Origin of the sequence: Antarctobacter heliothermus, from assembly GCF_002237555.1 — a bacterium.
GTDB lineage: Bacteria > Pseudomonadota > Alphaproteobacteria > Rhodobacterales > Rhodobacteraceae > Antarctobacter > Antarctobacter heliothermus_B.
This window is the reverse complement of record NZ_CP022540.1, coordinates 1,676,742-1,689,176: the sequence shown is the minus strand read 5'-3', so window position 1 is coordinate 1,689,176 and position 12,435 is coordinate 1,676,742. Positions and strand designations below refer to the sequence as shown.

Below are 12,435 nucleotides of genomic sequence, written 5' to 3'. Positions count from 1 at the left end.
GTGATCTCGCGCCCCTCGGGTTCGGGGCATTTATTCTGATACGCCGGGTGCGGACTGGCGGATCACTTTGCGGCCAAAATTTGCTGCGTCCTGAGATTTTCGTGATGATTTCGGTCGGTGATCACCCCTTTCACGAAATCTGATTTCCGGATGCCCCTATGCTTCGTTACTAAAACGCAAACACCACCGGAGAGGTTCCATGGCGGATAGGCTTTTTCTTGGCGACTACAGTTATTCCAGCTGGTCCTTGCGGGCTTGGCTGCTGTTCCGTCGCTTTGGCATCCCGGTCGGGATCGAACTGGTCGACTTCATGCAGGCCAGCGTGGCTGAGCAGATGGCCGCAATGGTTCCGGCCCGCACCGTCCCTACACTGGTCACCGAAGACGGCACCGTGATCTGGGACAGCCTTGCCATCGCGGAGGAGCTGAATGACCGCTATCCGCAGGCCGGTCTCTGGCCCGCCGATCCGGCGCTGCGCGCCCTGTCGCGTGGCCTTGCGTCGGAAATGCACGCCAGCTTTGGCACATTGCGCGAACTGTGCCCGATGAACCTGCGCACCGCCTATGCCGAAACCCCTGTCCCGGACAGTTTGCAAGCCGATCTGGCGCGGTTGGAGGTGTTGTGGACTCACGCGCTGGACCAGTCTGGCGGTCCGTGGCTCTGTGGCGAATACTCAGTCGCCGATGCGTTTTACGCCCCGGTCGCGGCACGGATCGCAGGCTATGCCTTGCCCGTGTCCGACAAGGTGCGCGCCTATGTTGATGCCCATCTCGCCGACCCGGCCTTTCGCCGTTGGCGCGCGATGGGCCTCGCACGGGGCGCGACACTGCCTTGGTATGACCGCGACTATGCCAAGACGCCTTGGCCGGGTCCGGTCCCCCGCGCCGCGCCGGCGGTGGACACCGGCACAGCGGAAAACACTGCCTGCCCCTACTCCGGCGATCCGGTCACACACCTGATGGAAACCGATGGCCGCGTCTTTGGCTTTTGTAACGCCTTTTGCCGTGACAAGACGGTCAATGACCCGGACGCCTGGCCAGAGTTTGTCGCCCTGCGCGACGGAACAGCCGCGGTTTCTTAACCCGTCCCAGCGCGCGTTAACCAATTACTAACCAAGACCGACGCAGGCTCCTTTCAGTTCCGACACGGAGAGGTTCATGGTTGCGCGCGCCCACACGGTCGCTTTCGAAGGGGTGCAGGCGCGCCCGGTAGAGGTGCAATGCGCCGTCACCCCCGGCGTGCCCGCCTTTTCCATCGTCGGCCTACCGGACAAGGCAGTGTCAGAGGCCCGCGACCGGGTGCGCACGGCGCTGACCTCGTTGGCCATCGCGTTGCCGTCCAAACGGATTACGGTGAACCTTGCCCCGGCCGACCTGCCCAAGGTCGGGTCACATTTCGATCTGCCCATCGCGCTTGGCCTGCTGGCCGCCCTCGACATCCTGCCAAAGGACGCAATCGCCCAGACGGTGGCCCTGGGCGAGTTGTCCCTTGATGGCGACCTGTTGCCGGTGGTGGGCGCCCTGCCCGCTGCTATGGCCGCCGCAGATGAAGATCGCATTTTGATCTGTCCGCGCGCCTCCGGAGCAGAGGCAGCATGGGTCTCGGCCTGCACCGTGATCGGTGCGGGTAACCTGCTGGACATCGTGCGCCACTTTTCCGGGGCCAATGTGCTGGAACCGGCCACACCCGGAGAGATCACCCCGAATTCCACTTCGCGCGACCTGCGCGACGTCAAGGGGCAGGAGCGCGCCAAACGAGCGCTGGAAATCGCTGCCGCTGGACGCCATCACCTGATGATGATCGGGCCGCCCGGGTCCGGGAAATCCATGATGGCCGCGCGCCTGCCCGGCATCCTGCCGCCGCTGACACCCATTGAAGCGCTTGAAACCTCGATGGTCCACTCCATCGCCGGGCTGCTGACCGATGGCGGCATTTCCAGAACCCGCCCCTTTCGCGAACCGCATCACACCGCGTCGATGGCGGCCCTGATCGGGGGCGGGCGCACTGCCCAACCCGGAGAGATCAGCCTTGCGCACAATGGTGTGCTGTTCATGGACGAATTCCCTGAATTTCCGCGCGGTGTGCTGGAAACCCTGCGCCAGCCGATCGAAACCGGCGAGGTGATGGTGTCGCGCGCCAATGCCCACATCCGCTATCCGGCGCGGTTTCTGCTGGTGGCGGCGGCGAACCCTTGCAAATGCGGCTATCTCACCGATCCCGCACAGGCCTGCTCCCGCGCGCCGAACTGCGGCGAGGACTACCTTGGCCGCATCTCTGGTCCGCTGATGGACCGGTTCGACCTGCGGCTAGAGGTGCCACCGGTGGGCTTTGCCGATCTTGACCTGCCTGCGTCAGGGGACACCTCGGCCGAGGTCGCCGCTCGCGTCGCCGCCGCACGCGCCGTACAAGAAGCCCGCTTTGCTGGTCACGAAGAACTGCGTACCAATGCCGATGCCGAAGGCCAGTGCCTGGATGAGATCGCGACACCGGACGAAGAGGGGCGCGCCCTGCTCACCCGCGCTGCCGACCGTTTTGCGCTGACGGCACGCGGTTATCACCGGGTTTTGCGGGTTGCCCGCACCATCGCCGATCTGGACGACAGCCCGGATGTCTGTCGCCCCCATGTGGCCGAGGCGCTCAGCTATCGCCTTCTGACCGCGAAAGAGAGTTGATCCAGCCCGCCACCGCCCGCAACGTCGCGCGGCCTTCGGGCAAAATGTTGTGAAACATCGGCCAGACATGCGGCAGATCATGCGCGACAACTTCGGTCACCGCGACGCCCTGCGCACGCAGCCGCGATGTCATGCGACGCGTGTCGTCCAGCAGGAATTCCGTATCACCGACGGTCATCCAGACCGGCCCCGCGCCCGCGAAATCCGCGTATAGCGGTGAGGCACGCGGATCGCGCGGGTCATGGTCCGACAGATATAGCATCGCCGTATCCTGGGCCCGCGACACCGGCAGCATCACATCCGCCTCGGCGTTGCACTGCACGCTGTCGCCCGAAAACCCCATGTCGGTCAGAGGTGAAAAGGCAAATACCCCCAGTGGCATCGGTAGGCCCAGCCGCAAGATCTCTGCCAATAGCGCAAGCGCCATTGCGCCACCCGCACTGTCGCCGCCCAGCACCACGCCGCCGGGACGGTCCATGACCGCGCCATAGCAGGACAGTGCATCGTCAAGTCCGGCGGGAAAAGGGTGCTCTGGCGCCAGCCTGTAGTCCGGCAGGCAGATCGACAGACCGGCGGCGCGCGACAAATACCCCATCATTGCCTTGTGCGTATCGGGAGAGCCCATCACGAACGCCCCGCCATGCAGGTACAAGATCAGCGGGCCGCTTTCAGTCTTGTTGACCCAAAGCACAGGCACATTGCCTTGCCTGTCGCGTTTGAACCGCGTCCCGAATGGTGCCCGAAAGAAAAATCGAGCCTTTCGTTCGAACGCCTTGCGCAGCGCCAGCGGATCCTGTTCACGGGCGAGATGAGGCTTTTCAGCCCATCTCAGCCAGCGATTCAGAACCGGGCGCATCAGGCTCACGGCAGTTTGGCCTCAATCGCTTGCCAGATCTTTTCGGCGACGTTGATATCGTCGAACCGTTCCAGTTCCTGAATTCCTGTCGGTGAGGTCACGTTGATCTCTGTCAGCCAGTCGCCGATCACGTCAATGCCGACAAAAATTTGGCCCTTTTCTTTCAGCACTGGGCCGATAGCCGCGCAGATTTCCAGGTCTCGTTCGGTCAAAGCCACCTTTTCCGGCCGCCCACCGACGTGCATGTTGGACCGCACCTCGCCCTCAGCCGGAACACGGTTGATAGCACCCACAGCTTCGCCATCGACAAGGATCACCCGCTTGTCCCCCTTAGACACTGCCGGCAGATATTTTTGCACGATCAATGGCTCTCGCGAAAAGCCCGTGAACATCTCGTAAAGCGAACTGAGGTTACTGTCGCTGGCGCCCAGCTTAAAGACCCCCGCGCCACCATTGCCGTACAGAGGCTTGACGATCACGTCGCCGTGCTTTGCCCGGAACGCGCGCAAAACCCCAAGGTCGCGCGCAATGGCTGTCGGGGGCGTCAGGTCTGGAAAATTCAGCACCAGCAGCTTTTCGGGCGAGTTGCGCACCCAAAACGGATCATTCACAACCAGCACGTCGTCCTTGAGCCGGTCCAACAGATGGGTCGTCGTGATATAGTGCATGTCGAACGGCGGGTCCTGCCGCAGCCAGATCACGTCCATATCCGCCAGATCGACGGCCACACGTTCCCCCAGTACAGCAGGAGTTCCGGCAACCCGTTGTACGGTCATCCAATGGCCGCGCGCGGTCACCCGGCCCTCTTCATAGGCCAGTTGGTCCGGCCCGTAATAGAACAGTTGATGTCCCCGCGCCTGCGCCTCTTCGGCGAGGCGGAAAGAGCTGTCGGCGTTGATGTCTACCCCGGTGATCGGGTCCATCTGAAAGGCGATTTTCATGTGCTTTCCCTGCAAGTCTCTTGCCATAGATGGCGCAGGATGCGAGCGGGCGCAATGCAGGCGAGGCCCTGCGCCGCCGCACAGGAACTTTTCATCCACGCGGATTCAGTAGAGCGCGTTCTCAATCACCTTGATTTCACCGCGCGCATTCACCAGCGCCACATCGAAGCGTACATCCGTCAGGGAGCCGCGCGGCTGGGTGCTCAGAAACTCCTCAGCCGCCTGCATTAGCCGCCCGATCTGACGCTGTGACAGTCGGTCGGCAGCCCGCGCGAAACTGCGACTTTTCTTGACTTCGACCATGACGACACCGTCACCATCCTGCACGACAAGATCGATTTCTCCCGCCTGCCCACGCCAACGGCGCGCCAACTGGGGATATCCACGGCGTGCATAATCCAATGCGACACCATCCTCGGCCGCAAGCCCGGCGTGATAGCCGCACCGCCCGGTCGCCTGACGCCCGTTTCCAACCATATCATGTGTCACCATCGTTCCCCCTGTCAGAGAGGCGCATGGCCAATTGATAGACCGGACGCCGTTTGACCCCGAACCGTGCCGAGACAAAGTCCGCCGCATCCCGCACCGACATCGTTTCCAGCGCCTTGTTCACCTCATGTTCTAGGTCAATTTCCCTAACAGATGCTGAATCGCCCTTTCCGATCACCACGACGACCTCACCTCTTGCCGGTGACTCGCGGTAGTGTTCGGCAAGGTCGGACAGGCGGCCGCGCCGGGTTTCCTCGAATTTCTTGGTCAGTTCGCGGCAAACCGCGGCCTCGCGGTCGCCCAACACCTCTTGCGCGGCTTCCAACATCTCGGGCAGCCGTCTGGGGGATTCGTAGAACACCAGCGTCGCCGGGACGCCCGACAGATCCCGCAGCACGGCTTTGCGTGGCCCACCCGCGTTCGGCAGGAATCCGGCGAACAGAAACCGGTCCGTCGGCAACCCGGCCAGAGTCAGCGCCGTGATCACGGCGCTTGCCCCCGGCGCGCTGGTCACCGCATGCCCCGCCTCGGACGCCGCGCGGGCAAGGTCGAAACCGGGATCCGAGATCATCGGCGTTCCCGCCTCGGACGCATAGAGCACCGAACGTCCCGCCTCCAGTTCCGCCATCAGGCGCGGTCGCATTCGCGCCCCGTTGTGGTCGTGGTACGCCAATAGCGGCCGGTCCCCCAGCGTCACGCCGTGGATCTCCATCAACCGCCGCAGGCTGCGCGTATCCTCTGCCACCAGCACATCCGCAGCCACCAGCAGGTCCAGCGCCCGCAGGGTGATGTCGCGCGCGTTGCCGATCGGGGTGGCGATCAAATATAAACCCGGCGTCAATCCGCCACCAGACGTACCATTGTCCGCAATCGTCACTGGCCCCCCCTTTCCCGCTTCTTTATGATCGGCGGCAAATCGCGCCGCACACTACCCGTGTCGCACCAAAAGCGCAGAACACGAGGGAGCCTGTAGTCCATGTTTGCCATTTTTACCAACCTCCGCAAGGCGCTGCGCCCATTGGCCGGTCTGGCTGCGGCCCTCACGCTGGCCGCTTGTGATCCATCGGGCCTGCCCGGCCTTGGTGGTGACGGCGGCGACGGTCCCCGGATCAACACCGCAAAACCGATCCCTGTCGCCCTGTTGGTGCCACAGTCGGACAGCGGCGCGGCCCCCATCGCCACCGCGTTGGAGAACGCAGCACGGCTGGCAATGGCGGACCTTGGCGACGGCGTGATCATCGACCTGCGTGTCTATGACACCGGCGGTCAGGCACCCGCTGCCGCAGCGGTGGCCCAGAAAGCGGTCGATGACGGCGCCAAAATCATTCTGGGGCCGTTGCGCGCCGATGCAGTGAACGCCGCAGGTCTGGCGGTGACAGACGAAGGCATCAACGTTCTGGGCTTTTCGAACAACCCGACCATTGCCGGCGGCAACGTGTTCATCCTGGGCGCGACTTTTGACAACACCGCCCTGCGCATGGTCGAGCATGCCCGCCGCAACGGCAAATCCAAGATGGTGATCCTGTATTCTGACGACGTGGCGGGCCAATTGGGCAAACTTGCCATCGAAAAGGCCGCGACTGCCGCCGGTGTCCAAGTTGTCGGCGCGCAGCCTTACCAACTTTCGATCGAGGGCGTGACGAACGCCGCCAAGGCCGCTGGTCGTGTGGTCAACTCCGGTGCTGCCGACAGCATCTTTATCACCACGGACGCAACCAACGCCGCGATGCAGATGCTGCTGACACAATTGCCAGAGGCCGGGGTTACGGCTGACAAGGTTCAATACCTGGGCTTGACTCGTTGGGATGTCCGTCCCGATCTCTTTGCGTTGCCCGGCGCCGAAGGCGCGTGGTTCGCCCTGCCGGACACCCAGCGCCTTGCTGCGTTCTCGGCCCGCTACAAGACTGCCTATGGCACCGATCCGCACCCGCTGGCCGGTTTGGCTTATGACGGGATCAGCGCCATCGGCACTCTGGCAGTGGCCGGGCGCGCAGACGCGCTGTCCACAACGGCTCTCACCTCGACTGGCTTTACCGGGACGGGCGGTGTATTCCGACTGTTGAACGATGGCACCAACCGGCGCGCGCTGGCGGTGGCCACGGTAAAAGACAAGCAGATGGTGATCCTTGACCCTGCCCCAAGCAACCTCTCCGGCGGCGGTTTCTGAGACAGAAACCCTCCCCGATGACCTGATCGCGCCCGCCGCAGAGATCTTTGATCTCTCGGCGGTGCGCAGCGCGCTGTTTTCCGGCCTGCCGAAAAGCTCCGCGGAAACCGACATCCGCAAACATACTGTCGCCACCCTGCGCGACGCCCGCGACGCCGGGCGCGCAGCGGTGGCAGAGGCCTTTGCGCTGGAGCCGTTTGGCGCGCGTCGGACCACCCGATCCTATACCTGGATCACCGATTGCATCGTCCGCCTGACCTTTGAAATCGCCACCGAGGTCCTGCACCGTCGTCCCAATCCGACAGAGGCAGAGCGGCTGTCCGTCCTGTCGGTGGGTGGCTATGGCCGTGGCGAAATGGCCCCCTATTCCGACGTCGATCTGCTGTTCCTGACCCCCTACAAGATCACCGCCTGGGCCGAGAGCGTCATTGAATCGATGCTCTACATTTTGTGGGACTTGCGGCTGAAGGTCGGCCACAGCTCTCGCACCGTGCGGGACTGCCTTCGCCTGGGCGGCGAGGATTTCACCATCCGCACCGCCATGTTGGAAAGCCGATTTCTCATCGGCGACCGGGGGCTTTCCGACGATCTGGAAAAGACGCTCTGGAACGATCTCTTCAACGCCACGGCGCGTGAATTTGTCGAGGCCAAGCTGTCCGAACGCGACGCCCGCCACGACAAGCAAGGCCAACGCTACATGGTCGAGCCCAACGTGAAGGAGGGCAAGGGCGGGTTGCGTGATCTGCAATCGCTGTTCTGGATCATCAAATACGTCCACCACACCGACGATGTGTCGCAACTGGTCACTGCAGGTGTGTTTCGCCCCGAGGAATACGAAACCTTTGTTCAGGCGGAGCGTTTTCTCTGGGCCGTGCGGTGTCACCTGCATCTCGCGGCAGGGCGCGCCAACGAACAGCTCAGCTTTGACATGCAGGTCGAGGTGGCCGCGCGCATGGGCTACAATGATCGAGGCGGCCGCCGCGCAGTGGAATGGTTCATGCAGGACTATTTCCGCCACGCCACCGCAGTCGGTGATCTGACCCGTATCCTGTTGACCTCGCTGGAGGCGGATCACACCAAGGGTGCCCCACTAATCCAGCGGCTGTTCAACCGTCCGCCACAGGTCAAACCCGGCTACCGCGTGGTCAACAACCGCCTTGCGCTGGACGACGATGAGGCGTTCCTGTCGGACAAGCTGAACCTGTTGCGCCTGTTCGAGGAAGGCCTGCGCACCGGATTGCTGATCCACCCCGACGCTATGCGCCTGGTCAAGGCGAACCTGCACCTGATCGACAACGGCTTCCGTCAGGACGAAGAGGCGCGCCGCCTGTTCCTTGATCTGATGCTGAAACACGGCAACCCGGAACGTGCCCTGCACCGGATGAATGAACTCGGCGTGCTGGCCGCCGTCATCCCCGAATTTGCGCCCATCGTCGCGATGATGCAGTTCAACATGTATCACCACTACACGGTGGACGAACACACCATCCAATGCATCTGGAACCTGTCGGAAATCGAACTGGGCCATCTGACAGAGGAACTGCCGGTTGCGTCGACGATCCTCAAAGAGGGTATCAACCGACGCGTTATTTATGTGGCGTTGCTGCTGCACGACATCGGCAAGGGCCGGGATGAGGACCACTCGATCCTCGGTGCACGCATCGCGCGCAGTGTCGCGCCGCGCCTTGGCCTGAACAAAAGCGAATGCGCCACGGTGGAATGGCTGGTCCGCTATCACCTGCTGATGTCCGACATGGCGCAAAAGCGCGACATCGCCGATCCGCGCACCGTTCGCGACTTTGCCAAGGCCGTGCAAACGCGCGAACGGCTGGATCTGCTATGCGTGCTGACGGTCTGCGATATTCGCGGTGTCGGCCCCGGCGTCTGGAACAACTGGAAAGCCGCGCTGATCCGCGCGCTCTACCGCCAGACCCGCCGCGCACTGGAAGGCGGGATGGAGGCGCTCAACCGTGAAAATCGCGGCACAGAGGCGCGCAAGGCCCTGCGCGAGGCACTGTCGGACTGGGAAAAAGAGGCGCTGGTTGCCGAAATCCGGCGTCATTATCCGCCCTATTGGCAAGGCCTGCATGTCACCGCGCATGTGGTGTTCGCCAAACTTCTGCGCGACCTTCAGGAAGATGAGATCAAGATCGACATCCACCCGGATGAGGACCGCGACGCCACCCGCGTCTGTTTTGCGCTTCAGGATCATCCCGGCATCTTTTCCCGCCTCGCCGGGGCGCTGGCGCTGTCCGGAGCCAACATCGTCGATGCGCGGACCTTCACCACCAAGGACGGCTACGCCACCGCCGCGTTCTGGATTCAGGACGCCGAAGGCTCTCCCTATGAGGACACCCGCATCCCGCGCCTGCGCGAAACCATCCGCAAGACCCTGAAGGGGGAGGTTGTCACACGAGAGGCGATCCGTCCCAAGGACAAGCTCAAGAAGCGTGAAAAAGCGTTCCGGGTACCGACACACATCACCTTTGACAACGATGGCTCTGAGATCTTTACCATCATCGAGGTGGACACCCGCGACCGCCCCGGCCTGCTGTATGATCTCACCCGCACGCTGGCCAACCTGAACATCTACATCGCCTCTGCGGTCATCGCGACCTATGGCGAACAGGTGGTCGACGCCTTCTACGTCAAGGACATGTTCGGGCTAAAGCTGCACTCCAAGGTCAAGCGCGACCTGATCGAGAAAAAGCTGCGCGCCGCGATTGCAGAAGGGTCAGAACGGGCGCGGGACTGACGCGCTACGAATCCGGCGCAGTATCCTGGGTCGAGGTTTCGGTGATGCAATAGACCTCACCGTCAATCTCGATCCAGACCAGCCGCACATGGGTGACGGCCTGCGGGTCCAGCCCGCGCAGCCCCTCGTCCATCAGCACGCCCCCGTTCCGCGTGCTGTCCGGCAGCGTGAAATCCGGCACCTGATCGCGCAGCATCTCTGCCGGATCCTGCGTCAGCAGTTCTATTGGCGACGCCTGAAATAGCGGGCTGACCCCGATGATCTGGTCGGGGTCGAACCCGTGCATCAACAACGCAGAGCCGGGCATTTCATGCCCATCTGCGGCGACCTGCGTCCCGACCAGCGCCAGCACCGTGCCAATTGCAATCCGTCTCATTCCCTGTCTCCCTGTGTCGGGCTCAATCGTCGCCGTCCGATTTGGCCGGACCGTCGCCTGCGCCCGCCGCCGGCGGAACCTCACGGATCGGGAACAGCCCGGTCAGCGATCCTTTGGACGCCAACAGCATGACACAGTCGAACGCCGACCGCTCTGCCCCCTGCGCCTTGGTGGAAAAATGCACCTCACAGGTCGCATCCTTGATGTTCACCTTTGTCGGCAGTCCGACGGCCCGGCCACCGTTCGATCTGGCGGCCTGTTTCTGTTCAGCATGGGCGATCTGGGCCTTCAGCTGGTAATCGTCGCGGGCCGCATAGACCGGGATCACACGACTGTCCTCGCCAATCATTGCAAATACCGGATCCGGTGCCGCCACGGAAAAGATCCATGGCTCCAGCGTATCGGATTTCTCGACCCGCTGCGCATATAGCCCGCGCGTATCAATCGAAATCGTCTCACCCGGCGCAAGCTCTTGCGCGATGGACACCACCGCGCGGCGCGACGCGTCTACCGGCACAATCTCGATATGTGAGGCAAAAATCGGCAACTTCCCGGTGTTCCTCAGCAGGCCATCCCGCTCGGTCATAAAGGCCGTCACGGTCAGGCTGGGCGTGGTGAACAGCCGGTGGTAGCCGTCCAGCATCGGTTGCCAGACAAACAACAACGCCGAGGTCACAAAGCCCAGCAGGGTTGCCACCGTGATCGTCTGCCGAGCACGCTCATAGACCACATTCTGGCTCATGTTGCAGGCGGTACAGACCTTGGCATCCTGTGCTGGCAATGTGTTGGAACACCATCTGCACACGGCGGCGGTCATGGAATTTGGAATCCTCAAAGGACTGTCTCTATGACGTCAGGCTACGCGAACGCCAATCGTCTGGCAATCCTGCCGGGCTTTTCACACCAACAACTCAACTTAGAGCAGCAGAAGCCACCTTGCTCAATTAGCATCCCAGTTTGCGAGCAATAGTGCCTCCTGCGCGCTGCCTGGTTGGATGTCGACAAAGGCGATCGCCTCATGGCGCGTGCGAAACACGCCAAAGGCCCAAGGACTGTTTCCCTCTGTGATCGACTGGTACATGCGCGACATGCCATAGGCCACGTCGCCCGGCGCATAGGCCGATGTCTTCGACGATAGATCCCGTACCGAATAATAGCTTTTCATCTGGTAGGCGAGACGCTGCATGTCGTCGAAATAGCTGCTCTCCAGCGTACAATTGGACATGTCGACCAGCACATGCTGTTTGCCATCAAACAGCGGATCTGCGGCGTAGGCCTGAAAAGAGGCGATATGCTGCGCGGTGGACACATCGCCACGAAACCAGGAAAGCACCAGATTGAGTTCGGGCAGCACTTTGAAGGTAACAGGCACGTCAAAGCCCTTTCCGGGACAGTTCTGGCGGTCGATTTCAGAGCCTAGCAAAACCCTTTGCCATGCAAAGCGCAATAGTTAGGCCATTTGCCAAAAATCGGGTCGTTTCCCCCCACCTATTGCATGCGCGGCAGAGCACGGCATTCTGATGCCATGTCAGATGTGCCGCAATTCCTTGTCGTTGCCTTGGCCCTTACGGGCAGTCCGGGGCCGAATACTCTGTCGGTCGCGGCGGTTGGTGCCGCCTTCGGGCGCAGGCAGGGGCTGCGTTACATGGCCGGGCTGACGCTGGGCATGCTGGGGGTGATTGCCATTGTGGGCAGTGGGCTGTCGGCCCTTCTGCTGGCGCTGCCGGGCGTCGCGCCGGTGGTGACACTTGGGGCCATCGCCTATTTCCTCTGGCTGGCTTGGCGGATCGCCACAGCCCCGCCGATCGGTCTTACCAAGGCGCAGGGCAATCCTCCGCACTGGACCGAAGGCACGCTGCTGTCGCTGGTCAACCCCAAGGCCTACGCCGCCATGGCCGCCGTCTTTTCCGGCTTTACCCTTGTGTCCGGGGCACCACTTGGCGACGCGCTGGTAAAAACCGCCCTGCTGATGCTGACGATTCTTGCTGTCAATCTTGCATGGCTGTGTGCAGGCAGCCTGTTGACCCGCACCGTGCGCAGCCCGCGCGCCGGACGGGTCATCAACATGGCCTTTGCCGGGGCCTTGCTGATTGCCGTCGCGGCCACGACACTGCTGTAGCCTCCATCGCCTCCCCTTCCGCCCTCTGGCGCTTTGGGATAAGCGGGTCGGCAGAGCAGC

Annotated in this window: 12 protein-coding genes; 5 read left to right on the top strand and 7 right to left on the bottom strand. The window is 62.5% G+C overall.

The window, feature by feature from the left end; all coding sequences use genetic code 11:
- Nucleotides 1-199: 199 nt before the first annotated feature.
- A complete protein-coding gene (locus ANTHELSMS3_RS08000) occupies nt 200-1,081 on the top strand; it encodes a glutathione S-transferase (protein ID WP_094034409.1) in 882 nt (293 codons plus the stop codon).
- Nucleotides 1,082-1,157: 76 nt separating this feature from the next.
- The gene (locus ANTHELSMS3_RS07995; protein WP_094034408.1) at nt 1,158-2,672 is read left to right on the top strand and encodes a YifB family Mg chelatase-like AAA ATPase; all 1,515 of its coding nucleotides are present in this window, start codon (nt 1,158-1,160) and stop codon (nt 2,670-2,672) included.
- Here the strand turns inward: ANTHELSMS3_RS07995 and ANTHELSMS3_RS07990 are convergent.
- From ANTHELSMS3_RS07990 to rsmI, 4 genes are all read right to left on the bottom strand, one after another.
- Nucleotides 2,638-3,528 (bottom strand): alpha/beta hydrolase, encoded by an 891-nt coding sequence (locus tag ANTHELSMS3_RS07990; RefSeq protein ID WP_254694915.1) that lies wholly within the window; start codon nt 3,526-3,528, stop codon nt 2,638-2,640. The two genes, ANTHELSMS3_RS07995 and ANTHELSMS3_RS07990, sit on opposite strands and share 35 nt — an antisense overlap.
- 5 nt (nt 3,529-3,533) lie before the next feature.
- Nucleotides 3,534-4,469, bottom strand: coding sequence for a glutathione synthase (gshB, locus tag ANTHELSMS3_RS07985; protein ID WP_094037003.1), 936 nt, complete (start codon nt 4,467-4,469; stop codon nt 3,534-3,536).
- A 105-nt stretch (nt 4,470-4,574) separates the two neighbouring features.
- A complete protein-coding gene (locus tag ANTHELSMS3_RS07980) occupies nt 4,575-4,961 on the bottom strand; it encodes a YraN family protein (protein WP_254694882.1) in 387 nt (128 codons plus the stop codon).
- Nucleotides 4,948-5,835, bottom strand: a complete 888-nt coding sequence (gene rsmI / locus ANTHELSMS3_RS07975; protein WP_254694881.1) for a 16S rRNA (cytidine(1402)-2'-O)-methyltransferase — start codon at nt 5,833-5,835, stop codon at nt 4,948-4,950. Before rsmI ends, ANTHELSMS3_RS07980 begins: the two co-directional genes overlap by 14 nt.
- 99 nt (nt 5,836-5,934) lie before the next feature.
- Between rsmI and ANTHELSMS3_RS07970 the strand changes: the two genes are divergently transcribed.
- Nucleotides 5,935-7,125: a penicillin-binding protein activator gene (locus ANTHELSMS3_RS07970; RefSeq protein ID WP_094034406.1), complete on the top strand. Its 1,191-nt coding sequence runs from the start codon at nt 5,935-5,937 to the stop codon at nt 7,123-7,125.
- Nucleotides 7,085-9,880, top strand: a complete 2,796-nt coding sequence (locus ANTHELSMS3_RS07965; RefSeq protein WP_254694880.1) for a [protein-PII] uridylyltransferase — start codon at nt 7,085-7,087, stop codon at nt 9,878-9,880. The genes ANTHELSMS3_RS07970 and ANTHELSMS3_RS07965 overlap by 41 nt, the downstream gene beginning before the upstream one ends.
- Nucleotides 9,881-9,884: 4 nt before the next feature.
- On the opposite strand, the gene ANTHELSMS3_RS07960 is transcribed toward ANTHELSMS3_RS07965, so the two are convergent.
- From ANTHELSMS3_RS07960 to ANTHELSMS3_RS07950, 3 genes are all read right to left on the bottom strand, one after another.
- On the bottom strand, nt 9,885-10,256 hold the full coding sequence (locus tag ANTHELSMS3_RS07960; protein WP_094034405.1) for a hypothetical protein: 372 nt from the start codon (nt 10,254-10,256) through the stop codon (nt 9,885-9,887).
- Nucleotides 10,257-10,278: 22 nt separating this feature from the next.
- Nucleotides 10,279-11,073 (bottom strand): hypothetical protein, encoded by a 795-nt coding sequence (locus ANTHELSMS3_RS07955; RefSeq protein ID WP_157733443.1) that lies wholly within the window; start codon nt 11,071-11,073, stop codon nt 10,279-10,281.
- A 123-nt stretch (nt 11,074-11,196) separates the two neighbouring features.
- Nucleotides 11,197-11,628 carry a hypothetical protein gene (locus ANTHELSMS3_RS07950; protein ID WP_157733442.1) on the bottom strand — a complete coding sequence of 144 codons (432 nt, stop codon included), beginning with the start codon at nt 11,626-11,628 and terminating at the stop codon, nt 11,197-11,199.
- Between the two features lie 153 nt (nt 11,629-11,781).
- On the opposite strand from ANTHELSMS3_RS07950, the gene ANTHELSMS3_RS07945 reads away from it, so the two are divergent.
- On the top strand, nt 11,782-12,375 hold the full coding sequence (locus tag ANTHELSMS3_RS07945) for a LysE family translocator (protein WP_157733441.1): 594 nt from the start codon (nt 11,782-11,784) through the stop codon (nt 12,373-12,375).
- Nucleotides 12,376-12,435 lie beyond the last annotated feature (60 nt).